Annotated in this window: 21 protein-coding genes and 2 tRNA genes; 17 read left to right on the forward strand and 6 right to left on the reverse strand. The window is 63.6% G+C overall.

Going from position 1 to position 23,503, the window contains the following annotated elements:
- Positions 1–30: 30 nt before the first annotated feature.
- The gene (gene yhbY / locus HMPREF1224_RS31570; RefSeq protein WP_003095204.1) at positions 31–345 is read right to left on the reverse strand and encodes a ribosome assembly RNA-binding protein YhbY; all 315 of its coding nucleotides are present in this window, start codon (positions 343–345) and stop codon (positions 31–33) included.
- Positions 346–439: 94 nt separating this feature from the next.
- Between yhbY and rlmE the strand changes: the two genes are divergently transcribed.
- The 17 genes from rlmE to HMPREF1224_RS31650 all read left to right on the forward strand — a co-directional run bounded on the left by rlmE (position 440) and on the right by HMPREF1224_RS31650 (position 16,453).
- Positions 440–1,063, forward strand: coding sequence for a 23S rRNA (uridine(2552)-2'-O)-methyltransferase RlmE (rlmE, locus tag HMPREF1224_RS31575; protein ID WP_003095202.1), 624 nt, complete (start codon positions 440–442; stop codon positions 1,061–1,063).
- A gap of 198 nt (positions 1,064–1,261) precedes the next feature.
- Positions 1,262–3,181, forward strand: a complete 1,920-nt coding sequence (gene ftsH, locus HMPREF1224_RS31580; RefSeq protein ID WP_003095200.1) for an ATP-dependent zinc metalloprotease FtsH — start codon at positions 1,262–1,264, stop codon at positions 3,179–3,181.
- Between the two features lie 9 nt (positions 3,182–3,190).
- Positions 3,191–4,042, forward strand: a complete 852-nt coding sequence (folP, locus tag HMPREF1224_RS31585; RefSeq protein ID WP_003121077.1) for a dihydropteroate synthase — start codon at positions 3,191–3,193, stop codon at positions 4,040–4,042.
- Between the two features lie 16 nt (positions 4,043–4,058).
- Positions 4,059–5,396, forward strand: a complete 1,338-nt coding sequence (gene glmM, locus HMPREF1224_RS31590; RefSeq protein WP_003116076.1) for a phosphoglucosamine mutase — start codon at positions 4,059–4,061, stop codon at positions 5,394–5,396.
- Positions 5,397–5,461: 65 nt separating this feature from the next.
- The gene (tpiA, locus tag HMPREF1224_RS31595; protein ID WP_003100513.1) at positions 5,462–6,217 is read left to right on the forward strand and encodes a triose-phosphate isomerase; all 756 of its coding nucleotides are present in this window, start codon (positions 5,462–5,464) and stop codon (positions 6,215–6,217) included.
- Between the two features lie 2 nt (positions 6,218–6,219).
- Positions 6,220–6,609, forward strand: a complete 390-nt coding sequence (gene secG, locus HMPREF1224_RS0112310; RefSeq protein WP_003095194.1) for a preprotein translocase subunit SecG — start codon at positions 6,220–6,222, stop codon at positions 6,607–6,609.
- Positions 6,610–6,622: 13 nt separating this feature from the next.
- Positions 6,623–6,708, forward strand: a tRNA-Leu gene (locus HMPREF1224_RS31600).
- A gap of 90 nt (positions 6,709–6,798) precedes the next feature.
- Positions 6,799–6,875 (forward strand) — tRNA-Met (locus HMPREF1224_RS31605).
- 126 nt (positions 6,876–7,001) lie between these two features.
- Complete coding sequence (rimP, locus tag HMPREF1224_RS31610) at positions 7,002–7,460, forward strand: ribosome maturation factor RimP (protein ID WP_003095193.1); 459 nt, start codon at positions 7,002–7,004, stop codon at positions 7,458–7,460.
- A 44-nt stretch (positions 7,461–7,504) separates the two neighbouring features.
- Positions 7,505–8,986 (forward strand): transcription termination factor NusA, encoded by a 1,482-nt coding sequence (nusA, locus tag HMPREF1224_RS31615; protein WP_003095192.1) that lies wholly within the window; start codon positions 7,505–7,507, stop codon positions 8,984–8,986.
- A 27-nt stretch (positions 8,987–9,013) separates the two neighbouring features.
- Positions 9,014–11,536, forward strand: a complete 2,523-nt coding sequence (infB, locus tag HMPREF1224_RS31620) for a translation initiation factor IF-2 (protein WP_003113908.1) — start codon at positions 9,014–9,016, stop codon at positions 11,534–11,536.
- A gap of 102 nt (positions 11,537–11,638) precedes the next feature.
- The gene (gene rbfA, locus HMPREF1224_RS31625; RefSeq protein ID WP_003095188.1) at positions 11,639–12,028 is read left to right on the forward strand and encodes a 30S ribosome-binding factor RbfA; all 390 of its coding nucleotides are present in this window, start codon (positions 11,639–11,641) and stop codon (positions 12,026–12,028) included.
- Between the two features lie 2 nt (positions 12,029–12,030).
- Positions 12,031–12,945 carry a tRNA pseudouridine(55) synthase TruB gene (gene truB, locus HMPREF1224_RS31630; protein WP_003100522.1) on the forward strand — a complete coding sequence of 305 codons (915 nt, stop codon included), beginning with the start codon at positions 12,031–12,033 and terminating at the stop codon, positions 12,943–12,945.
- A 95-nt stretch (positions 12,946–13,040) separates the two neighbouring features.
- Positions 13,041–13,310, forward strand: coding sequence for a 30S ribosomal protein S15 (gene rpsO, locus HMPREF1224_RS31635; protein WP_003095184.1), 270 nt, complete (start codon positions 13,041–13,043; stop codon positions 13,308–13,310).
- Between the two features lie 173 nt (positions 13,311–13,483).
- Positions 13,484–15,589 carry a polyribonucleotide nucleotidyltransferase gene (gene pnp / locus HMPREF1224_RS31640; RefSeq protein WP_003095181.1) on the forward strand — a complete coding sequence of 702 codons (2,106 nt, stop codon included), beginning with the start codon at positions 13,484–13,486 and terminating at the stop codon, positions 15,587–15,589.
- Between the two features lie 272 nt (positions 15,590–15,861).
- Positions 15,862–16,206, forward strand: coding sequence for a BON domain-containing protein (locus HMPREF1224_RS31645; protein ID WP_003095177.1), 345 nt, complete (start codon positions 15,862–15,864; stop codon positions 16,204–16,206).
- 49 nt (positions 16,207–16,255) lie between these two features.
- Positions 16,256–16,453 (forward strand): CsbD family protein, encoded by a 198-nt coding sequence (locus HMPREF1224_RS31650; RefSeq protein ID WP_003095174.1) that lies wholly within the window; start codon positions 16,256–16,258, stop codon positions 16,451–16,453.
- Positions 16,454–16,512: 59 nt separating this feature from the next.
- Here the strand turns inward: HMPREF1224_RS31650 and HMPREF1224_RS31655 are convergent, their stop codons facing one another.
- From HMPREF1224_RS31655 to acs, 5 genes are all read right to left on the reverse strand, one after another.
- Complete coding sequence (locus tag HMPREF1224_RS31655; protein WP_003100526.1) at positions 16,513–16,827, reverse strand: DUF2845 domain-containing protein; 315 nt, start codon at positions 16,825–16,827, stop codon at positions 16,513–16,515.
- Positions 16,824–17,117: a DUF2845 domain-containing protein gene (locus tag HMPREF1224_RS31660; RefSeq protein WP_003100541.1), complete on the reverse strand. Its 294-nt coding sequence runs from the start codon at positions 17,115–17,117 to the stop codon at positions 16,824–16,826. Before HMPREF1224_RS31660 ends, HMPREF1224_RS31655 begins: the two co-directional genes overlap by 4 nt.
- 4 nt (positions 17,118–17,121) lie before the next feature.
- Positions 17,122–20,388, reverse strand: a complete 3,267-nt coding sequence (locus HMPREF1224_RS31665; RefSeq protein WP_010793739.1) for a DUF748 domain-containing protein — start codon at positions 20,386–20,388, stop codon at positions 17,122–17,124.
- A gap of 124 nt (positions 20,389–20,512) precedes the next feature.
- Positions 20,513–21,394, reverse strand: a complete 882-nt coding sequence (locus HMPREF1224_RS31670; protein WP_003113910.1) for an oxygenase MpaB family protein — start codon at positions 21,392–21,394, stop codon at positions 20,513–20,515.
- A 97-nt stretch (positions 21,395–21,491) separates the two neighbouring features.
- Positions 21,492–23,429, reverse strand: a complete 1,938-nt coding sequence (gene acs, locus HMPREF1224_RS31675; protein WP_003095161.1) for an acetate--CoA ligase — start codon at positions 23,427–23,429, stop codon at positions 21,492–21,494.
- Positions 23,430–23,503 lie beyond the last annotated feature (74 nt).

Raw genomic sequence — 23,503 nt, forward strand, 5'->3', positions numbered from 1 at the left:
GAAGTTTCCCGACCTTGGTTGGATGGGGCATCAGATGCCGGCGAAACGGCTGATGTTCGAGAGATTCTTGTTCGGCTTCGGGTTCTTCCGATAGACCAGCGCCATCTTGCCGATGCTTTGCACCAGGTCGCTGCGCGACTGCGCGCAGAGTTCGTCGAGCAGGGCGCGGCGATCGTCGCGCTCGGCCAGCGCCAGTTTCACCTTGATCAGTTCGTGATCGTTGAGTGCGCGCTCGAGTTCGGCGAGAACGCCTTCGGTCAAGCCGTTCTCGGCTACGATCAATACCGGTTTCAGGTGGTGACCGATAGATTTGAACTGTTTCTTCTGCTCTTGAGTGAGCGCCATAATCAGACCCCTGGGAAAAAGTCGTCTATTTTACCCCAGTTTTAGTCCAAGTGATGCTGCCCCCGCCGACCGGGGGTGCCCGAAGAGGTATTCCGTGGCCCGCTCCAAAACCAGCCAGCGTTGGCTGAAAGAACATTTCGACGATCCCTACGTGAAGATGGCCCAGCGCGATGGCTATCGCTCGCGCGCCAGCTACAAGCTGCTGGAGATCCAGGAGAAGGACCGCATCCTGCGTCCGGGCATGACCGTGGTCGACCTGGGCGCCGCGCCGGGCGGGTGGTCGCAGGTCACCAGCCGGGTGATCGGCGACCGCGGCCGGCTGATCGCTTCGGACATCCTCGAGATGGACAGCATCCCCGACGTCACCTTCATCCAGGGCGACTTCACCGAGGACGCGGTGTTCGCGCGGATCCTCGAGGCGATCGGCGACCATCCGGTAGACCTTGTGATTTCCGATATGGCCCCCAATATGAGTGGAGTGCGGGCCGCCGACCAGCCGCGCGCCATGTATCTCTGCGAACTGGCGCTGGACCTGGCCGGCCGTGTGCTGCGGCCGGGCGGCGATTTCCTGATCAAGATCTTCCAGGGCGAAGGTTTCGACCAGTACCACAAGCAGGCCCGGGAAATGTTCGACAAGGTACAGATGCGCAAGCCCCTGTCGTCGCGTGATCGTTCGCGGGAACAGTATCTGCTCGCACGCGGCTTTCGCGGGGAATAGACTGGAATGATTGACCCTATAGCCTGTCTATTGGTCGATGACCTGTTGTGCCGGGACGGGCGAGGGTTCATAAAGGGTTACAGACAACGCCTGCGTGCGCGGGCGCTTGTGTAGTACTTTTGGCCGGAAGGAGTCTGGCCGTCGTGTGAAGCGGTTTCCAGGACGGAGCCGGCTTCAGAGGGTAGTCAATTGAACGACATGGCAAAGAATCTGATTCTGTGGCTGATCATCGCGGCGGTACTGGTGACCGTGATGAACAATTTCTCGAGCCCGAGCGAGCCACAGACGCTGAACTACTCGGACTTCATCCAGCAGGTCAAGGATGGCAAGGTCGAGCGAGTGACCGTGGATGGCTATGTCATCACCGGCAAGCGTAGCGACGGCGATACCTTCAAGACCATCCGCCCGGCGATCCAGGACAACGGCCTGATCGGCGACCTGGTCAACAACAACGTCGTGGTCGAGGGCAAGCAGCCCGAACAGCAGAGCATCTGGACCCAGTTGCTGGTCGCCAGCTTCCCGATCCTGGTGATCATCGCCGTCTTCATGTTCTTCATGCGCCAGATGCAGGGCGGCGGCGGCGGTCGCGGCGGCCCGATGAGCTTCGGCAAGAGCAAGGCGCGCCTGCTGTCCGAGGACCAGGTCAAGACCACCTTCGCTGACGTCGCCGGCTGCGACGAGGCCAAGGAGGAGGTCAGCGAACTGGTCGAGTTCCTTCGCGATCCGGGCAAGTTCCAGCGCCTGGGCGGCCGTATCCCGCGCGGCGTGCTGATGGTCGGCCCGCCCGGCACCGGCAAGACCCTGCTGGCCAAGGCCATCGCCGGCGAAGCCAAGGTGCCGTTCTTCACCATTTCCGGTTCCGACTTCGTCGAGATGTTCGTCGGCGTGGGCGCCTCCCGTGTCCGCGACATGTTCGACCAGGCCAAGAAGCACGCGCCGTGCATCATCTTCATCGACGAGATCGACGCCGTCGGCCGCCATCGCGGCGCCGGCTTGGGCGGCGGTCACGACGAGCGCGAGCAGACCCTCAACCAGTTGCTGGTGGAGATGGATGGCTTCGAGATGAACGATGGCATCATCGTCATCGCTGCCACCAACCGTCCGGACGTTCTGGACCCGGCGCTGCTGCGTCCGGGCCGCTTCGACCGCCAGGTGGTGGTCGGCTTGCCGGATATCCGCGGGCGCGAACAGATCCTCAAGGTGCACATGCGCAAGGTGCCGCTGGGCGACCATGTCGATCCTGCCGTCATCGCCCGCGGTACGCCCGGTTTCTCCGGCGCCGACCTGGCCAACCTGGTCAACGAGGCCTCGCTGTTCGCCGCGCGCTCCAACAAGCGCATCGTCGACATGCGCGAGTTCGAGCTGGCCAAGGACAAGATCATGATGGGCGCCGAGCGCAAGACTATGGTCATGTCCGAGAAGGAGAAGCGCAACACCGCCTACCACGAGGCCGGCCACGCCATCGTCGGTCGCCTGGTGCCGGAGCATGACCCGGTCTACAAGGTGTCCATCATTCCGCGCGGACGCGCCCTGGGCGTGACCATGTTCCTCCCCGAGGAAGATCGCTACAGCCTGTCCAAGCGCGCGCTGGAAAGCCAGATTTGCTCGCTGTTCGGCGGCCGTATCGCGGAAGAGATGACCCTCGGCTTCGAAGGCGTCACCACTGGCGCTTCCAACGACATCATGCGTGCTACCCAGTTGGCGCGGAACATGGTGACCAAGTGGGGTCTGTCCGAGAAGCTCGGCCCGCTGATGTACGCGGAGGAGGAGGGCGAGGTGTTCCTCGGCCGTAGCGCCGGCAGCCAGCACGCCAATGTGTCGGGCGAGACCGCCAAGATGATCGACCAGGAAGTCCGGCGCATCATCGACGACTGCTACGGTACCGCCAAGCGACTGCTCGACGAGAACCGCGACAAGCTGGAGATGATGGCCGACGCACTGATGAAGTACGAAACCATCGACTCCGACCAGATCGACGACATCATGGCCGGTCGCGTGCCGCGCGAGCCGCGTGACTGGCAGGGTGGTTCGGGTACCGGCACCCCGCCGGCCAACCTGGAAGAGTCGGGCCGCCGCGAGAACACCCCTCCCATCGGTGGGCCGGCCGGCGAGCACTGAGAGCCCTGAATGAGCAATCCGCAATACCCGACCCGACTGCCTTGCGGCAGTCGGGTTCTTGATTTGGCCCGCCCACATGTCATGGGCATCCTCAATGTCACCCCCGATTCCTTTTCCGATGGCGGCCGTTACGACCGGCTGGACGATGCCCTGCGGCATGCCGAGCGCATGGTGCGGGAAGGCGCAACGCTCATCGACGTCGGCGGCGAGTCGACCCGTCCCGGTGCGCGCAGCGTTTCTCCGACGGAGGAGCTGGAGCGGGTCGCTCCGGTAGTCGAACGCATCGCTCGCGAGCTGGACGTCGTGATTTCGGTGGATACCTCCACGCCCGCGGTCATGCGCGAAACTGCGCGTCTCGGAGCGGGTCTGATCAACGACGTCCGTTCGCTGCAGCGCGACGGTGCGCTGGATGCTGCGGTGGATAGCGGCCTGGCGGTCTGCCTCATGCACATGCGTGGAGAACCGCAGACCATGCAGGATGCGCCTGCCTACCAGGATGTGGTGGCGGAAGTCGGCGCGTTCCTGCAGGAGCGTGTGAATGCCTGCGTGGCGGCCGGAATCGACCGCGAGCGGCTGTTACTGGATCCGGGTTTCGGTTTTGCCAAGACACTGGAGCACAACCTGGTGCTGTTCAGGCATCTGCAGGCGCTCCATGGCCTGGGCCTGCCGTTGTTGGTCGGCGTTTCGCGCAAGAGCATGATCGGCAAGGTACTGGGGCGGGAGGTGGACGAACGCCTCTACGGCAGTCTCGCGCTGGCGGCCCTGGCGCTGGCCAAGGGCGCACGGATAATTCGAGTGCATGACGTGGCGGCGACCGTCGACGTGATGCGAATGATCTCCGCCGTTGAAATGGCGGATTGAGCACGGAAGACAAAAGATGAGCAGAAAATACTTCGGGACTGACGGTATCCGTGGTCGTGTTGGCGAGTTTCCGATTACTCCGGACTTCGTTCTCAAGCTGGGCTGGGCGGTGGGCATGGCCTTCCGCCGGCAGGGCAACTGCCGGGTCCTGATCGGCAAGGACACGCGCAGCTCGGGTTACATGTTCGAGTCGGCCTTCGAGGCCGGGCTCTCCGCTTCCGGCGCCGATACCCTGTTGCTGGGACCGATGCCTACCCCCGGCATCGCCTACCTGACGCGGACTTTCCACGCCGAGGCCGGGGTGGTGATCAGCGCTTCGCACAATCCCCACGACGACAACGGCATCAAGTTCTTCTCCGGGCAGGGGACCAAGCTGCCGGACGACGTCGAGCTGATGATCGAGGAACTGCTCGATGCGCCGATGACCGTGGTGGAGTCCGCCCGTCTCGGCAAGGTTTCGCGGATCAATGACGCGGCGGGGCGCTACATCGAATTCTGCAAGAGCAGCGTGCCGACCAGCACCGACTTCAACGGTCTCAAGGTCGTGCTCGACTGCGCCAACGGCGCTACCTACAAGATCGCTCCCAGCGTCTTCCGGGAACTGGGCGCGGAAGTGACGGTGCTGGCGGCCAGCCCGAATGGCCTGAACATCAACGACAAGTGCGGCTCCACTCACCTGGATGGCCTGCAGGCTGCGGTGGTCGAGCACCATGCCGACCTCGGCATCGCCTTCGACGGCGACGGCGACCGGGTGATGATGGTCGACCATACCGGTGCGGTCGTGGATGGCGACGAACTGCTGTTCCTCATCGCGCGTGACCTGCAGGAAAGCGGGCGGCTGCAAGGTGGTGTGGTCGGCACCCTGATGAGCAACCTCGGCCTGGAGCTGGCTTTGCAGGAACTGCATATCCCGTTCGTGCGGGCGAAGGTCGGCGATCGCTATGTGATGGCCGAACTGCTGGCTCGGAACTGGATGCTGGGAGGGGAGAATTCGGGACATATCGTCTGCTGCCAGAACACCACGACGGGCGATGCCATCATCGCTGCGCTACAGGTGCTGATGGCGCTCAAGCATCGCGGCCAGACCCTGGCCGAGGCGCGCCAGGGGATTCGCAAGTGCCCCCAGGTGCTGATCAATGTGCGCTTCAAGGGCGAAAGCGATCCGCTCGAGCACCCCTCGGTGAAGGAGGCCAGCGTCCGCGTCACCGAGCAAATGGGCGGGCGCGGTCGTGTCCTGCTGCGCAAATCCGGCACAGAGCCGTTGGTCCGGGTGATGGTCGAGGGCGACGAGGAAGCTAGCGTTCGTGCCCACGCCGAACAGCTGGCAAAAATTGTTTCTGAGGTATGTGCTTGATTTTGCTTGCCAGTCTGGAAACTGTTGAGTAACATCTGCGCCCACTTTGCCCCGCGAGGTACAGCATGCGTCGACCCTTGGTGGCCGGTAACTGGAAAATGCACGGTACGCATTCCAGTGTGGCCGAGTTGATCAAAGGCCTGCGTCAGCTGGCGTTGCCGAGCGGAGTCGATGTAGCTGTGATGCCGCCTTGCTTGTTCATCAGCCAGGTCATCCAGGGCCTGGCCGGCAAGGCGATTGATGTAGGTGCGCAGAACAGCGCCGTCGAGCCGATGCAAGGCGCGCTGACCGGTGAGACTGCTCCCAGTCAGTTGGCGGATGTCGGTTGTAGCATGGTCCTTGTGGGCCACTCGGAGCGTCGCCTGATTCTCGGCGAGAGTGACGAGGTTGTGAGTCGCAAGTTTGCCGCGGCTCAGTCGTGCGGCCTGGTGCCGGTGCTGTGTGTCGGGGAAACCCGGGCGGAGCGCGAGGCGGGCAAGACGCTGGAGGTTGTCGCAAGGCAGCTGGGAAGCGTGATCGACGAGTTGGGTGTTGGAGCTTTTGCTCGCGCAGTCGTGGCTTACGAGCCGGTCTGGGCGATCGGGACCGGGTTGACCGCGTCCCCCGCGCAAGCCCAGGAAGTGCACGCGGCGATCCGCGCGCAACTGGCAGCGGAAAATGCCGAGGTCGCAAAAGGTGTGCGACTCCTTTACGGCGGCAGTGTAAAGGCGGCAAGTGCAGCCGAGTTGTTCGGCATGCCGGATATCGATGGGGGGCTGGTAGGTGGAGCCTCCCTCAATGCGGATGAGTTCGGCGCGATCTGTCGTGCCGCGGGAAGCTGAAGATGCTGGAAAAGGTCGTAATTGTCGTGCATCTGCTGATGGCATTGGGTCTTGTTGGCCTGATCCTCGTTCAGCATGGCAAGGGTGCGGATGCAGGGGCTTCTTTCGGTGCAGGTGCTTCGGCAACTGTTTTCGGAAGCCAAGGTTCCGCTACCTTTTTGAGTCGGATTACTGGTATACTGGCAGCGGTTTTTTTCTTGACCAGCCTTGGCTTAGCGTACTTCGCTAAAGAAAAGTCTGATGCTCTGCAACACATCGGACTGCCGGATCCGGCAGTTCTGGAGCAGAAGCAAGAGAAAGCACCGGCCGCTGACGATGTGCCGGTTCTTCAGGAGCAGTCCAAGCCTGCGGAAAGTGCAGGCGATGTACCGGCGGCTCCTGAACAGAAGTAAGAGAAAGGTTTCTGCCGAGGTGGTGGAATTGGTAGACACGCTACCTTGAGGTGGTAGTGGCCATAGGCTGTAGGGGTTCGAGTCCCCTCCTCGGTACCATATAAGCAAGCCCCGTCCTGCGGGGTTTGTCTCCGCAAGGTTCGGTTGACCCATCAGGGTGTCGGTCGTATAATCTTGCACCAGCTTTGACGCGGGGTGGAGCAGTCTGGTAGCTCGTCGGGCTCATAACCCGAAGGTCGTTGGTTCAAATCCAGCCCCCGCAACCAGTTTTTCAGGGCCCCTTTTTAGGGGCTTTTTGTTAGCTGGACAGTCCATGCCACGGTTCCGAGTGGCAATTTAGGGATGGGCGTTTCGCCCATTTTTTGTTTCTACGACATACGCGAGGCGATCAGGTGTCGAGCAAGCTAGAACAGTTGCAGGCCTTGCTGGCCCCTGTGGTCGAGGCGCTCGGCTATGAGTGCTGGGGCGTCGAGTTCATTTCCCAGGGTCGTCATTCGGTGTTGCGCGTCTATATCGACCGCCCCGAAGGCATCCTCATCGATGACTGTGAAGCCGTCAGTCGGCAGGTCAGCGGTATTCTCGACGTCGAAGACCCGATCAGCGGCGAGTACACCCTGGAGGTGTCCTCTCCGGGCATGGATCGGCCGCTGTTCACCCTCGAACAGTTCGCCAAGCATGCCGGCGAGCAAGTGAAGATCAGGCTGCGTTCGCCCTATGAGGGGCGGCGTAACTACCAAGGCATTCTCCGTGGTGTGGAGGAGCAGGATGTGGTGGTCCTGGTGGACGATCACGAGTACCTGCTGCCGATCGATTCGATCGACAAGGCCAACATCATTCCCCGTTTTGATTGAGACGCGAATCCGCGGATCCAATGGATTGAAAGGCGAGGCGTACAATGAGCAAAGAAGTACTGCTGGTTGTTGAGTCGGTATCCAACGAAAAGGGCGTACCGGCCGGCGTGATTTTCGAGGCGCTGGAGCTGGCTCTGGCGACCGCCACCAAGAAACGTTTCGAGGACGAGGTCGACCTGCGCGTCGAGATCAATCGTCATAACGGCAGCTACGAGACTTTCCGTCGTTGGCACGTCGTCGCCGACGAGGACTACCAGGACCCCGCCACCGAGATCACCGTCGAGGACGTCCAGGAGCAGAAGCCGGGCGCGAAGGTCGGCGAGGTCATCGAAGAAAAGATCGAATCCATCGAGTTCGGCCGCATCGCTGCGCAGACTGCCAAGCAGGTCATCGTGCAGAAGGTCCGCGAGGCCGAGCGCGCCCAGGTGGTCGATGCCTACCGCGAGAAGGTCGGCGAGATCATTTCCGGTACCGTGAAGAAGGTCACCCGCGACAACGTCATCGTCGATCTCGGCAACAACGCCGAGGCGCTGCTGGCCCGCGACCAGATCATTCCACGCGAGACCTTCCGCGTTGGCACCCGCGTGCGTGCCCTGCTGAAGGAGATCCGTACCGAGAACCGCGGTCCTCAGCTGGTCCTGTCGCGTACCGCGCCGGAAATGCTGATCGAGCTGTTCCGCATCGAAGTACCGGAAATCGCCGAGCAGTTGATCGACGTGATGGCCGCCGCCCGTGACCCGGGCTCGCGCGCCAAGATCGCCGTTCGTTCCAAGGACAAGCGCATCGACCCGCAGGGCGCCTGCATCGGCATGCGCGGTTCGCGCGTCCAGGCGGTATCCGGCGAGATCGGTGGAGAGCGGGTGGACATCGTCCTGTGGGACGACAACCCGGCGCAATTCGTGATCAACGCCATGGCTCCGGCCGAGGTGGCGGCGATCATCGTCGACGAGGATACCCATACCATGGATATCGCCGTCGCCGAGGACAATCTGGCGCAGGCTATCGGCCGCAGTGGCCAGAACGTCCGTCTGGCCAGCCAGTTGACCGGCTGGACCCTGAATGTGATGACCGAGGCGGATATCCAGGCCAAGCAACAGGCCGAGACCGGGGATATCCTGCAGCGCTTCGTCGACGAGCTGGATGTCGACGAGGAACTGGCCCAGGTACTGGTGGAAGAGGGCTTCACGACTCTTGAGGAAATCGCCTACGTACCGATGGAAGAGATGCTCAGCATCGATGGCTTCGACGAAGACATCGTCAACGAGCTGCGCTCCCGTGCCAAGGATCGCCTGCTGACCAAGGCCATTGCGACCGAAGAGAAGCTCGCCGACGCACAACCGGCAGAAGACCTGCTCAGCCTCGATGGCATGAGCAAGGAGCTGGCCCTGGACCTGGCGCTGCGTGGCGTAACCACCCGTGAAGATCTGGCCGAGCAATCGATCGACGATCTGCTCGACATCGACGGCATGGACGAAGAGCGTGCCGGCAAGTTGATCATGGCCGCCCGGGCCCATTGGTTCGAGTAAGCAGTCGCGGCCTGAGGAGAGAAGTGCATGACGCAAGTCACGGTGAAAGAACTGGCCCAGGTGGTCGACACACCGGTGGAGCGCCTGCTGCTGCAGATGCGTGACGCAGGTCTGCCGCACACCAGTGCCGAACAAGTTGTAACGGATAGCGAGAAGCAAGCCCTGCTGACCCACCTGAAAGGCAGCCATGGTGATCGCGCCAGCGAGCCGCGCAAGATCACCCTGCAACGCAAGACCACTACCACGCTGAAAGTGGGTGGCAGCAAGACGGTGAGCGTCGAAGTTCGCAAGAAGAAAACCTATGTCAAGCGCAGCCCCGACGAGATCGAGGCCGAGCGCCAGCGCGAACTCGAGGAGCAGCGCGCGGCGGAAGAGGCGGAGCGTCTGAAGGCCGAAGAGGCCGCTGCCCGCCAGCGTGCCGAAGAGGAAGCGCGCAAGGCCGAGGAAGCTGCGCGTGCCAAGGCTGCCCAGGAAGCAGCGGCTACTGCCGGTGCCGAGCCTGCCGTGGTGGCGGATGTCGCGGTTGCCGAACCGGTGGCCAAGCCTGCCGCCGTGGAAGAGCGCAAGAAGGAAGAGCCGCGCCGCGTGCCCAAGCGTGACGAGGACGATGACCGCCGCGACCGCAAGCACACCCAGCACCGTCCCTCGGTCAAGGAGAAGGAAAAGGTTCCTGCTCCGCGCGTGGCTCCACGCAGCACCGACGAGGAAAGCGATGGTTACCGTCGCGGCGGTCGTGGTGGCAAGTCGAAGCTGAAGAAGCGCAACCAGCACGGGTTCCAGAACCCGACAGGACCGATCGTGCGTGAAGTGAACATCGGTGAGACCATCACCGTAGCCGAGTTGGCCGCCCAGATGTCGGTCAAGGGTGCCGAAGTCGTCAAGTTCATGTTCAAGATGGGCTCCCCGGTGACCATCAACCAGGTCCTGGACCAGGAGACCGCCCAACTGGTCGCCGAAGAGCTGGGCCACAAGGTCAAGCTGGTCAGCGAGAACGCGCTGGAAGAACAACTGGCCGAGTCCCTGAAGTTCGAAGGCGAGGCGGTCACCCGCGCCCCGGTCGTCACCGTCATGGGCCACGTCGACCACGGCAAGACCTCGCTGCTCGACTACATCCGTCGCGCCAAGGTCGCCGCGGGCGAGGCCGGTGGCATCACCCAGCATATCGGTGCCTACCACGTCGAAACCGAGCGTGGCATGGTGACCTTCCTGGATACCCCCGGCCACGCCGCGTTCACCGCGATGCGTGCCCGTGGCGCCCAGGCGACCGACATCGTGATCCTGGTGGTCGCGGCCGACGACGGCGTCATGCCGCAGACCCAGGAAGCCGTGCAGCACGCGAAAGCGGCGGGCGTGCCGATCGTGGTCGCGGTGAACAAGATCGACAAGCCCGAGGCCAACCCGGACAACATCAAGAACGGCCTGGCCGCTCTCGACGTGATCCCGGAAGAGTGGGGCGGCGACGCTCCCTTCGTCCCGGTTTCGGCGAAGCTCGGTACTGGCGTCGATGAACTGCTCGAAGCGGTCCTGCTGCAGGCAGAAGTGCTCGAACTGAAAGCCACTCCGTCGGCCCCGGGCCGTGGCGTGGTGGTCGAGTCGCGCCTGGACAAGGGACGCGGCCCGGTGGCCACCGTGCTGGTCCAGGACGGTACCCTGCGCCAGGGCGACATGGTGCTGGTCGGCATCAACTACGGTCGTGTCCGCGCCATGCTCGACGAGAACGGCAAGCCGATCAAGGAAGCCGGCCCGTCGATCCCGGTCGAGATCCTCGGCCTGGACGGTACGCCGGATGCCGGTGACGAGATGACCGTGGTCGCCGACGAGAAGAAGGCCCGCGAAGTCGCCCTGTTCCGTCAAGGCAAGTTCCGTGAGGTGAAACTGGCGCGAGCCCATGCCGGCAAGCTGGAAAACATCTTCGAGAACATGGGCCAGGAAGAGAAGAAGACCCTGAACATCGTCCTCAAGGCCGATGTGCGCGGTTCGCTCGAGGCTCTGCAAGGCTCGCTCAGCGGCCTGGGCAACGACGAAGTGCAGGTCCGCGTGGTCGGTGGCGGCGTCGGTGGCATCACCGAGTCCGACGCCAACCTGGCGCTGGCTTCCAACGCGGTGCTGTTCGGCTTCAACGTGCGCGCCGACGCCGGCGCGCGCAAGATCGTCGAAGCCGAAGGTCTGGATATGCGTTACTACAACGTGATCTACGACATCATCGAGGACGTCAAGAAGGCCCTGACCGGCATGCTCGGCAGCGACCTGCGGGAGAACATCCTGGGCATCGCCGAGGTGCGCGACGTGTTCCGCTCGCCGAAGTTCGGCGCGATCGCCGGCTGCATGGTCACCGAGGGCATGGTGCACCGCAACCGTCCGATCCGCGTGCTGCGCGACGACGTGGTCATCTTCGAAGGCGAGCTGGAGTCTCTCCGTCGCTTCAAGGACGACGTCGCCGAAGTGCGTGCCGGCATGGAGTGCGGCATCGGCGTGAAGAGCTACAACGACGTCAAGGTCGGCGACAAGATCGAAGTGTTCGAGAAGGTCGAAGTCGCACGCAGCCTTTGATGGCGAGTGCGTAACCACAGCGCCCGGGCCGGCTTCCAGCTGTCCCGGGCGTTTGTCGCTTTTTTTTCCAGTGACCGGGTGTCGCTGGAGGCAGGTTGAAAAATGGCAAAAGACTACAGCCGTACCCAGCGTATCGGCGATCAGATGCAACGCGAACTGGCTCAACTGATCCAGCGCGAGATCAAGGACCCGCGCCTGGGCCTGGTCACCATCACCGGTGTCGAGGTCAGCCGCGACGTGGCGCACGCCAAGGTGTTCATCACCGTCATGGGCCAGGACGATGCCGGCAAGATCGCCCTGAACATGGAAATCCTCAACGACGCCGCCGGCTACCTGCGCATGCTGCTGGGCAAGTCGATGAAGCTGCGCAGCGTGCCGCAACTGCATTTCCACTACGACGAAAGCATCCGCCGCGGCGCCGAGCTGTCGGCGCTGATCGAGCGTGCGGTGGCCGAAGACGGCCGCCGCCACGGCGACGAGACCGAGGACTGAGCGTGGCCCAGGTGAAGCGTATCCGCCGCTCCATCAGCGGCATCCTGGTGCTCGACAAGCCGCGCGGCATGAGTTCCAACCAGGCACTGCAGAAAGTCCGCTGGCTGCTCAATGCCGAGAAGGCCGGCCACACCGGCAGCCTCGACCCGCTGGCCACCGGGGTGCTGCCGCTGTGCTTCGGCGAGGCGACCAAGTTCTCCCAGTATCTTCTCGATGCCGACAAGGGTTACGAGACGGTGATGCGCATGGGCATCACCACCACCACCGGCGACGCCGAGGGCGAACTGCTCGCCGAGCGGGACGTGACCGTCGGTCGGGACGATCTCGAACAGGCCCTGCCGCGCTTCCGTGGCGACATAGAGCAGGTGCCGCCGATGTACTCGGCGCTGAAGAAAGACGGACAGCCGCTGTACAAGCTCGCCCGTGCAGGAGAGGTAGTGGAGCGCGAGGCGCGTTCTGTTACTATTACGCGCCTGGATTTGCTCTCCTTCGAGCCGCCCTGTGCGACCCTGGCCGTTTCCTGCAGCAAAGGCACCTACGTGCGTACGCTGGTGGAAGATCTCGGCCAGGTCCTGGGCTGCGGCGCGCACGTCGCGGCACTGCGGCGGACCCAGGCCGGGCCGTTCGCCCTGGCCCAGGCGATCACCCTCGAGACGCTCGAACGCGTGCATGCCGAAGGTGGTCCGGAAGCGCTGGACCAATTCCTGATGCCGGAAGACAGCGGCCTGTTGCATTGGCCGGTGTTGCAGTTGTCCGAGCACAGTGCGTACTACTGGCTGCACGGGCAGCCGGTGCGGGCCCCGGAAGCGCCGAAGTTCGGCTGGCTGCGGGTGCAGGATCACACAGGTCGTTTCATCGGTATCGGTGAAGTGACCGACGACGGGCGTATCGCCCCGCGTCGACTGATTCGGTCATAAGACCGATACGAGGGTGGCTGTCAGCAGGCACGGTCATTCCTCCTTTTAAAACACGGGAAGCGATTCCCGGCCTGTTCACTCAGAGGAAGCCCATCATGGCACTGAGCGTTGAAGAAAAAGCGCAGATCGTTAACGAATACAAGCAAGCTGAAGGCGACACCGGTTCCCCGGAAGTGCAGGTAGCCCTGCTGTCCGCCAACATCAACAAGCTGCAGGATCACTTCAAGGCCAACGGCAAGGATCACCATTCCCGCCGTGGTCTGATCCGTATGGTTAACCAGCGCCGTAAGCTGCTGGACTACCTGAAGGGCAAAGACGTGTCTCGCTACACTGCCCTGATCGGCCGTCTGGGTCTGCGTCGCTAAGCGACGCCGGTCGGCAGCTTGAAGCAAGGAGCTGGAAGTCTGGCGTCGATACCCGCACACGAGGCGGGTATCGGCGTCGGGCTTCCAGCTTCGCGCTTTCTAGGAATCGATTCGGGTCCGACTCCCGGCATTCCACCGATTTCCCCCAAGGCAACATAGAAGGTAAAGACACCGTGAACCCGGTAACCAAGCAATTCCAGTTCGGTCAGTCGACCGTCACTCTCGAGACCGGCCGTATCGCTCGCCAGGCCACCGGCGCCGTACTGGTCACCATGGACGACGTCAGCGTGCTGGTCACCGTGGTCGGCGCCAAGTCGCCGGCCGAAGGCCGCGACTTCTTCCCGCTGTCCGTGCACTACCAGGAAAAGACCTACGCCGCAGGCCGTATCCCCGGTGGTTTCTTCAAGCGTGAAGGACGTCCTTCCGAGAAGGAAACCCTGACCTCGCGCCTGATCGACCGTCCGATCCGTCCGCTGTTCCCCGAAGGTTTCATGAATGAAGTGCAGGTCGTCTGCACCGTCGTTTCCACCAACAAGAAGTCCGATCCGGACATCGCCGCGATGATCGGCACCTCCGCCGCCCTGGCGATCTCCGGCATTCCGTTCGCCGGCCCGATCGGCGCCGCCCGCGTCGGTTTCCACCCGGAAATCGGCTACATCCTCAACCCCACCTACGAGCAACTGCAGAGTTCCAGCCTCGACATGGTCGTGGCCGGTACCGAAGACGCCGTGCTGATGGTGGAGTCCGAGGCCGACGAACTGACCGAAGACCAGATGCTCGGTGCCGTGCTGTTCGCCCACGACGAGTTCCAGGCGGTGATCCGTGCCGTCAAGGAGCTGGCCGCCGAAGCTGGCAAGCCGGCCTGGGACTGGAAAGCCCCGGCGGAAAACACCGTGCTGGTCAACGCCATCAAGGCAGAGCTGGGCGAAGCGATCTCCCAGGCCTATACCATCACCATCAAGCAGGACCGCTACAACCGTCTGGGCGAGCTGCGCGACCAGGCCGTGGCCCTGTTCGCCGGCGAGGAAGAGGGCAAGTTCCCGGCTTCCGAGGTCAAGGACGTATTCGGCCTGCTGGAATACCGCACCGTTCGCGAGAACATCGTCAACGGCAAGCCGCGTATCGACGGTCGTGACACCCGTACCGTGCGTCCGCTGCGCATCGAAGTCGGCGTGCTCGGCAAGACCCACGGTTCCGCGCTGTTCACCCGTGGCGAAACCCAGGCCCTGGTCGTCGCGACCCTCGGCACCGCGCGTGATGCCCAGCTGCTGGATACCCTGGAAGGCGAGCGCAAGGACGCCTTCATGCTGCACTACAACTTCCCGCCGTTCTCGGTAGGCGAGTGCGGCCGCATGGGCAGCCCGGGTCGTCGTGAAATCGGCCATGGCCGTCTGGCCCGTCGTGGCGTCGCCGCCATGCTGCCGACCCAGGACGAGTTCCCCTACACCATTCGCGTGGTTTCCGAGATCACCGAGTCCAACGGTTCCAGCTCGATGGCCTCCGTGTGCGGCGCCTCCCTGGCGCTGATGGATGCCGGTGTGCCGGTCAAGGCGCCGGTCGCCGGTATCGCCATGGGCCTGGTCAAGGAAGGCGAGAAGTTCGCCGTCCTGACCGACATCCTCGGTGACGAAGACCACCTGGGCGACATGGACTTCAAGGTTGCCGGTACCGACAAGGGCGTCACCGCCCTGCAGATGGACATCAAGATCAACGGTATCACCGAAGAGATCATGGAGATCGCCCTGGGCCAGGCCCTGGAAGCTCGCCTGAACATCCTCGGCCAGATGAACCAGGTCATCGCCAAGCCTCGCGCCGAGCTGTCTGAGAACGCCCCGACCATGCTGCAGATGAAGATCGACTCGGACAAGATCCGCGACGTCATCGGCAAGGGCGGCGCGACCATCCGTGGTATCTGCGAAGAGACCAAGGCCTCGATCGACATCGAGGACGATGGCAGCGTGAAGATCTACGGCGAAACCAAGGAAGCCGCCGAGGCCGCCAAGCTGCGCGTCCTGGCGATCACCGCGGAAGCCGAGATCGGCAAGATCTACGTCGGCAAGGTGGAGCGCATCGTCGACTTCGGTGCCTTCGTCAACATCCTGCCGGGCAAGGACGGCCTGGTGCACATCTCGCAGATCAGCGACAAGCGCATCGACAAGGTCACCGACGTGCTGCAGGAAGGCCAGGAAGTGAAGGTCCTGGTGCTCGACGTGGACAACCGTGGCCGCATCAAGCTGTCGATCAAGGACGTGGCTGCCGCCGAAGCTTCCGGCGTGTAAGTCGAGTCGTGATCGATGAAAACAGGGCCCTCGGGCCCTGTTTTCGTTTCCGCGACACGCTTCTCGGCGAAGGGGGCGAATCCTTGCATTTTGCAAGCCCTGTCATCGCCAATTCGGCATTCTGCAACCGTCTCGCTTCCGACCTGTTTTTTAACCTATTGTTTTTAAAGGATTTTATTTTAGAGGAAAACTGGCACAGCGCTTGCGATATCTACTATGCAACTGACGCCAGGAATGGCTGCAGTTTTTCGAAATCCATAGGAGAAACCGCAATGAAATTCAGCAAACTCGCTATTGCCGCTGCTACTGCCACTGCTCTGAGCTTCTCGATGGCCAATGCGTTCGCTGCCCAACCCATCAGCCTGGCGGCCAACGACACTATGCAGAAAACCGAAGAAGCGGTTTCCGATACCTGGATCACCAGCAAGGTGAAATCCAGCCTGATCGCCAACAAGAATGTCAGTGGCGTCGATATCAAGGTCGAGACCAACAAAGGTGTGGTTTCCCTTTCCGGCAACGTGAAGAGCGATGCCGAGCGTGACCTGGCGATCGAGACCGCCAAGGGCATCAAGGGCGTGAAAGCCGTTTCCGCCGATGGCCTGAAATCGGTCGAGTAAGCGCCCGGGCCGAACGATCCCTTTTCCCTCGTCACCAGGAGGAAGACCGATGAATTCCGATGTGATCAAAGGTAAGTGGAAGCAACTCACCGGCAAGATCAAGGAGCGTTGGGGCGATCTGACCGACGACGATCTCCAGGCTGCCGACGGACATGCCGAATACCTGGTCGGCAAGCTGCAGGAACGCTATGGCTGGTCCAAGGAAAGGGCCGAACAGGAAGTTCGCGACTTCAGCGACCGCCTGTGAACAGGTAGAAAGAAGCCCCGCCGGGATTGCCCGGCGGGGCTTTTTCATGGGCGCTGGATTCAGTCGCCGCGCCGGCTCTGGATGGCGCTGAGGCGGTTGCCCTCGAAACGGACGAAATACAGCATGCCGTTCCATGGGCCATAGACCCATTCCTGGACCTCGACCTCGTAGCGCTTGCCCCATTCCCCGACGACCTCGCGATAACCCAGGCTGTCGCGGCTGCGTGGCTCGCCGCAGCGCGCAAGGACGTCGGCGCTGCTGTCGCCGGTACTCACCAGGCGGCTGCCGCAACGCAGCGAATCGGCCTGAGCATGTGCCAACGGCAGCAGGGACAGCAACGCCACCAGCCCGGTGCGCGGAAGCGAGCGATTCAACGCTTGAACTCGATGCGTTTCAGCTTGTTGGCTTCGAAGGTCAGGATGTAGGTCACTCCGTTGCGCGGGCCGTACACCCACTCCTCGACCTTGAATTCCCGCCGATCGTAGCTGCCCAGGGTATAGCCGACGTCGTCGCGGTGATCCGGATCGCCGCACTTTTGCTGTACTTCGAAGGCCCGGTCGCCGACGCTGACCAGCGCACTGCCGCAACGCATGGTGTCGGCCTGCGCGCTCGCGCAGGCAAGGTAGAGCAGGGGGGCCGCGAGGGCGGCGAATCGCTTGTGCAAGGTATCACTCGCTATCCAGGTGCAGTTGGGTGTCGACATTACCCTTGTCTTCGCCTTCGGCGAAACTGACGTCGATCAAGTAGATGCGATCGTCCGGCAACTGGCCTTTCTCCACCAGGTAATCCTTGATCCGGGTGGCCCGGGCCTGGCCGATCTGGCGCAGCAGCACCTGGCTCTTGGCCCAGGAAGCGATCACCGCTTCGCGCATCTTCGCGGTGCGTTCGTCGCTGTCCAGTTCCTTCCACTCGGCCGGTGGCTGCTGCTTCAGGCGGGTCCGGTAGATGCCTTCGAGCAGCGGTGCCTGCATGTTCTCCGGCACCTCAAGCTGCTTGGCGTCGCTCGGTACCTTGTCGCCGCGACGCTGGAGCATGCGGTAGTAGGTGTTCTGGTATTCCAGTTCGAGACGCTTGGCGCCGATCGAGGGACCGTCAGCCGCGGCGGAGGCCACGCCTTCCACTTCCAGGCGCAGCGCCGGCCGCTCCTTGAGCGCATCGGCGAGCTTGTCGAGGTTGGCCTGGGCTTCTGGCGTCAGCTCGTCGCTGCCCGCGGCGAAGGGTACCGTGCCGAGATCCTCGTTACCGCCGGCGGCGAGGCCGGCGATGAACTTGAACGGCGCCTGCACGGCGCGCAGGACCAGGTTGCGCAGGGTCTGCCAGACGATCGGCATGACGCTGAACTCCGGGTTGTTCAGATCACCGGCCACCGGCAACTGGATATCGATGTTGCCCTTGGTGTCCTTGAGCAGGGCTACCGCCAGCTTCACCGGCAGGTCCACAGCATCCGGGCTGTCGACCTTCTCGCCGAGTTGCAGGCCTTCCAGCAGGACCTTGTTTTCCGCCTTCAGTTGGCTACGTTCGATCTGGTAGTGCAGGTCCAGGTTGAGTCGCCCCTTACGGATGCGGTAGCCGGCGAACTTGCCGGAATAGGGCGTCAGGGTGGTCAGCTCGACGCGCTTGAAGCTGGTGGTGATGTCGAGCTTCTTCAGCGGGTCGAATGGGTCCAGTTCGCCGGCGATGGTCACCGGTGCGTACTTGTCGACCTTGCCCTTGATGTCCACCTTGGCCGGCTGCGAGTTGCGCGTGTCGAGGGTGCCGACTTCGCCGCTGAGCTGCTGGATGGCGGTACCGAACGGCGGCATCAGGGTCAGGTCGGCGAAGTTCGCCGAGCCGTTGTTGATCCGTACGCCGCCGATGTGGATGCCCAGCGGCTTGCTCGCCGGCGCATTCTTGCTTTCGGCGGCGGTCTTGCCGGACGAACTAGCCGGTTGCGGGATGATCAGCTCGCTGACGTTGGTGCTGCGATCTTCGTTGATGATGAAGCGGGCGTAGGGCTCCTCGAAGGACACGCTCTGGATCGACAGGCTGTCCTCGTGCCGGTAGGCGAGGCCGTTGAGGGTCAGTTTGGTCCATTTGACGAAGTCGCGGTCCTTGATGGTATCCAGGGTATGCAACTGGCTGACTTCGGCGCTGCCGTCGACGCTGAAGGCCAGCGGCTCGACGCTCTTCAGGTCGACCGCCAGCTCGCTGCCAAGGAAGCCGCTGCGCAGTTCCAGGCGGATGAACGGCGAGATGTAGGCCTGGGCCACGCGCAGGTCGATGTCGCGGGTACTGACCTTGAGCCTGGCGCTGACCGGGTCGAGCACCACCTGGCCGCTGGCCTGGACCTGGCCGCGGTTGCCGAGGCCGGTCTTGAGCTTGAGGTCGAAGGGGGTCTTGCCGAGGCTGTCGACGTTCTGCAGGTCGAGGTCCAGCGGGCCGACTTCCAGCGGGACCTCGGTGGCCGGCTGGCGATCCACCAGGTGCGCCTTGTAGCCGCGCAACTGGGCGTCGCGCAGGACGATGTGCCAGGGCTTGGCAGGCGTCTCCGCGGCGGCTTTCGTACTTTCCGGCGGAGGCGTCTTTGCAGTGTCGGCGAGCTGTTGCGGAGAGTCGCTGGCCGCCTTGTCGATTTCCGCAGTCTTGGTCGTTTCCTGCCCGGTTGCCTTGCCGGTCTTCGGAGCCTTGCTCGTCTCTTGCTTGGCTACCTTGTCGGCAGCACCTTCCGCGGCCTTGGCGGACTCTTTGTCGTCCGTTGCCCTTTCCGTCTCGGCGACGCTGGCGTCCTTCTCCGCCGGCCTGTCCTTGCTCGCTTCGCCCGAGGCTATCGCGGCTGCCTTGGCGGCACCGTTGGTTGCCGGTTCGCTGGTGGTCTTCGCCGCGTCGGTCGGGGCAGCGGCGGGATCGGTGTTTTCCGCCGGCTTGGGTGCAGGCGCCTTGCGTGGCGGCGGAGTGAAGTCGGCGAACAGTTTCTGCCAGTCGAGCTGGCCGTCCTTCTCGCGCGCGGCCCAGGCCTCCAGGCCCTGGCTACGGACTTCGCCGAGCACCACTTCCTGCTTGGCCAGGTCCAGGGTGGTAGCGGCCACGTCGAGGCTGGCGAGCTTGGCCAGCGGCTTGCCCTGGGGCGAATTGATGCTGAAGTCGGCGAGTTTCAGCGCGGCTTTGTCGAGCAGCAGTTGGGTGTCCTTGGACAGGTCCAGGCGATAGTCGCTGGAGAGGCTGACCACGCCGTTCTCCAGCACCAGCGGGGCATTGTCGCGGACATAGGGCCACCAGGCCTTGAGCTGGATATCCTTGACGCTCAGGTGGCCCCTGGACGTGATCGGCACCAGGGTCAGGTCGCCTTCCCAGTCGAGGCGGCCGCCGTTCGGGCCGGTGGCGACCAGGGTCATCTTCGCGCCGTCGTCGGGCAGGGTGCTGAGGTTGTGCAGCTCGAAGCCCAGCGGATCGAAGCTGAAGTCCACCGGCTCGCTCGGTCGCAGGTCCTGGAAGTGCAGGCTGCCCTCGGCCAGTTGGATGCGGTCGATGCGCAGCGGGAACGGGTCGCTCGGCTGTTCAGGCTCGGGCGATTCGCTCGGCGGGATCCTGAACAGGCTGGCCAGGTTGAGCTGGCCCTTCTCGTCGAACAGCAGTTCGGTATGCGGACCTTCCAGCTCGACGTCGGCCAGGTGCAGCTGGCGTTTCCACAGGCTGTCCAGCTGCAGGTTGGCGTACAGCCGGCGGAAGGCGAGCTGGGGGTTCTTCTCCTCGCCCAGGCGCAGACCCCAGAGGGTCAATTCCAGGCTGAAGGGGTTGAATTCGATACGTTCGAGACGTGCGGGGACGGTGGCGTATTGCGCCAGTTGCTGGTTGGCGACGCGCAGCCCGATGCCGGGTATGAGCAGAAAGCCCAGCAGGCAATAGACGAGGAAGGTGATCAGCAGGGCGCTGACAGCGCGTTTCAGTCCTTTGGGCATGGCTCTCTTTCGTTTTCCGTTCTAAGCGGTGCGTTGGAGTATGGCACGGCCTCAAGGTTCCGACCGTGATTCGCGCCGTTTCAGAGCCTTTGGACGGGTATTCTTGCTGTCACGGCACGAAAGTTCAGTGGCTCACCGGCGGCAGACCCATGCGCCGGCAGGCTCGATGCATCGAAGCGTTGCGCACCGCCCAGCGCAGCAAGGGTACGCTGCGCCTGACGCTGCCGCGGATCAGGCGGCGTTGCAGCGGACTGAACGGGAGGTCGAGCATCGATCCGGCCCATTCCGGCAACAGCTCGGCGCCTGCGCGCAGCATCAGCGCGCCGAACGGCCTGGCCAGGGTGCTGGGCGCTGGTGCGTTGAAGAGAATCCGCACCACTTCGCGGGTGCGTTCGTCGCAACGCAGGCGTGGACGCATCGCCTCCAGGTAGGCGGCGATCTGCTGGCGGTCGCGCGGTACCGCGCGGGCGCCGAGGCGTTCGGCGACCAGGGCGATTTCCGAGTAGTAACGGTCCTGCTCGCTGCCCGGCAGGTCGGGATTGAGATAGCGCAGGTAGGACTTGAGAAAGCTGCTGACCTCGGCGACATGCACCCAGGTCAGCAGGTCCGGGTCGCTGGCGGAGTAGGGCGTGCCGTCGGGCAACTGGCCGATGACGCTTTCGTGGATGCGCCGGACCCGCTCGATCAGTCGCTCGGCATCGGCCAGCGGGCCGTAGGTGGTGGCCGAGATGAACTGACCGGTGCGACGCAGGCGCCCGAGCAGGTCGTCGCGGAAATTGGAGTGGTCCCACACCCCCGCCAGGGCCAGCGGATGGAGCATCTGCAGGAGCAGCGCGCCGATGCCGCCGATCATCATGCTGCTGAAGTCGCCGTGGACCTTCCAGCAGGCGGCATCGGGGCCGAACAGGCCCGGATCGCCTTTCGGCGACTCGAAGTCGACACCGCCGACGGCGAGCCCGGTAAGGCTCAGCACCTGGCTTTCGATATGGCGACGGACGCTTTCCATGGGGGGCTCGCTACGACAGGGCAGGCACGAGCTTAACCCAGGTGCCGGAGAGACTGGAACCGTCCCGCGCCGCAGGGCGGCGGGACGGTTGCGCGGGTCAGCGGTTGAGGCGGTTGTCGATCAACCCCTGCACCACTCCCGGATCGGCCAGGGTCGAGGTATCGCCGAGACTGTCCAGCTCGTTGCAGGCGATCTTGCGCAGGATACGCCGCATGATCTTGCCGGAGCGGGTCTTCGGCAGGCTGGGCGCCCATTGCAGGTGATCCGGCTTGGCGAAGCTGCCGATCTCCTTGCCGACCAGGGCCAGCAATTCCTGTTGTAGCGCCTCGCTGGGCTGACTGCCGGCCATCAGGGTGACGAATGCGTAGATGGCCTGGCCCTTCACATCATGCGGGCAGCCGACCACTGCCGCCTCGGCCACCGCATCGTGCAGGACCAGCGCGCTCTCGACCTCGGCGGTGCCGATCCGGTGTCCGGAGACATTGATCACGTCGTCGACCCGGCCGGTGATCCAGTAGTAGCCGTCCTCGTCGCGGCGCGCGCCGTCGCCGCTGAAGTAATACCCGGGGTAGGGCTTGAAGTAGGTGTCGATCATCCGCTGGTGGTCGCCGTAGACGCTGCGGATCTGACTCGGCCAACTGGCCTTGATCGCCAGTACGCCGCTGCCCGCGCCGTCGATTTCCTTGCCTTTCTCGTCGAGCAGCACGGGTTGCACGCCGAAGAACGGGCGGGTAGCCGAGCCTGGCTTTAGCGCAGTGGCGCCGGGCAACGGGGTGATCAGGATGCTGCCGGTCTCGGTCTGCCACCAGGTATCGACGATGGGGCAGCGCTTCTCGCCGACCACCTGGTAGTACCATTCCCAGGCCTCCGGGTTGATCGGCTCGCCCACCGAGCCGAGCAGGCGCAGGCTGCTGCGCGAGGTCTGGCGGACCGGGGCGTCGCCTTCGCGCATCAGCGCGCGGATCGCGGTCGGCGCGGTGTAGAAGATATTCACCTGGTGCTTGTCGATCACCTGCCAGAAGCGCGAGGCGTCCGGGTAGTTGGGCACGCCCTCGAACATCAGGGTGGTGGCACCGTTGGCCAGCGGGCCGTAGACGATATAGCTGTGTCCGGTGACCCAGCCGACGTCGGCGGTGCACCAGTAGACGTCGCCATCGTGGTAGTCGAACACGTACTTGTGGGTCATCGCCGCGCCGAGCAGGTAGCCCCCGGTGGTGTGCAACACGCCCTTCGGCTTGCCGGTGCTGCCGGAGGTATAGAGGATGAACAGCGGGTCCTCGGCGTCCATCGCTTCCGCCGGGCAGTCGGCTGAGGCCGCGTGGAGCGCCTCGTGGTACCAGATGTCGCGGCCTTCGACCCAGGGTATGTCGCCCTGGGTGCGCTCGACCACCACCACGGTAGAGACGTCCGGGCAGTCCTTCAGTGCCTTTTCCACATTCTGCTTCAGCGGGATGTACTTGCCGCCGCGCACGCCCTCGTCGGCGGTGATCACGGTGCGGCAGTCGGCATCGAGGATGCGGTCGCGCAGCGAGTCCGGCGAGAAGCCGCCGAACACCACCGAGTGCACCGCCCCGATACGGGCGCAGGCGAGCATGGCGTAGGCGGCCTCGGGAATCATCGGCATGTAGATGCAGACCCGGTCGCCCTTTTCCACGCCGCGGCTCTTCAGCACGTTAGCCAGGCGGCAGACGTTGTGGTGCAGCTTGCGGTAGGTGATGTGCGCGGATTCGCTGGGGTTGTCGCCTTCCCAGACGATCGCGATCTGTTCGCCGCGGCGTTCCAGGTGGCGATCGATGCAGTTGTAGGCGACGTTCAACTGGCCGCCCTTGAACCAGGTGGCCTGGCCTTTCCTCAGGTCGCCGTGGTGGACGCTGTGCCAGGGCTTGAACCAATCGAGGAAGGCCTTGGCCTGCTCGCCCCAGAACTCGTCGGGGTTCTCGACGGATTGGCGGTACAGGCGCTGGTAGTCGTCGTCGTTCAGGTAGGCACGCTGGCGGACGGCGTCCGGCACCGGGTGGACGCTGATCTCGAACATGGCGGTTTCCTTTGTTTTTCTGCTCCGCAAGGTGTCGAGAGACCGCACGCGGCCCCTCTCCAGGTTCGACCAAG

It is taken from the genome of Pseudomonas sp. P179, from assembly GCF_000478485.2.
Lineage (GTDB): Bacteria > Pseudomonadota > Gammaproteobacteria > Pseudomonadales > Pseudomonadaceae > Pseudomonas > Pseudomonas aeruginosa.

Coding starts and splice junctions, on each gene's coding strand:
- secG (WP_003095194.1), top strand. CDS start 6,220: ATGCTGGAAAAGGTCGTAATTGTCGTGCATCTGCTGATGGCATTGGGT.
- rbfA (WP_003095188.1), top strand. CDS start 11,639: ATGGCAAAAGACTACAGCCGTACCCAGCGTATCGGCGATCAGATGCAA.
- rpsO (WP_003095184.1), top strand. CDS start 13,041: ATGGCACTGAGCGTTGAAGAAAAAGCGCAGATCGTTAACGAATACAAG.
- yhbY (WP_003095204.1), bottom strand. CDS start 345: ATGGCGCTCACTCAAGAGCAGAAGAAACAGTTCAAATCTATCGGTCAC.
- HMPREF1224_RS31650 (WP_003095174.1), top strand. CDS start 16,256: ATGAATTCCGATGTGATCAAAGGTAAGTGGAAGCAACTCACCGGCAAG.
- acs (WP_003095161.1), bottom strand. CDS start 23,429: ATGTTCGAGATCAGCGTCCACCCGGTGCCGGACGCCGTCCGCCAGCGT.
- HMPREF1224_RS31665 (WP_010793739.1), bottom strand. CDS start 20,388: ATGCCCAAAGGACTGAAACGCGCTGTCAGCGCCCTGCTGATCACCTTC.
- tpiA (WP_003100513.1), top strand. CDS start 5,462: ATGCGTCGACCCTTGGTGGCCGGTAACTGGAAAATGCACGGTACGCAT.
- nusA (WP_003095192.1), top strand. CDS start 7,505: ATGAGCAAAGAAGTACTGCTGGTTGTTGAGTCGGTATCCAACGAAAAG.
- infB (WP_003113908.1), top strand. CDS start 9,014: ATGACGCAAGTCACGGTGAAAGAACTGGCCCAGGTGGTCGACACACCG.
- glmM (WP_003116076.1), top strand. CDS start 4,059: ATGAGCAGAAAATACTTCGGGACTGACGGTATCCGTGGTCGTGTTGGC.
- folP (WP_003121077.1), top strand. CDS start 3,191: ATGAGCAATCCGCAATACCCGACCCGACTGCCTTGCGGCAGTCGGGTT.
- ftsH (WP_003095200.1), top strand. CDS start 1,262: ATGGCAAAGAATCTGATTCTGTGGCTGATCATCGCGGCGGTACTGGTG.
- HMPREF1224_RS31645 (WP_003095177.1), top strand. CDS start 15,862: ATGAAATTCAGCAAACTCGCTATTGCCGCTGCTACTGCCACTGCTCTG.
- HMPREF1224_RS31670 (WP_003113910.1), bottom strand. CDS start 21,394: ATGGAAAGCGTCCGTCGCCATATCGAAAGCCAGGTGCTGAGCCTTACC.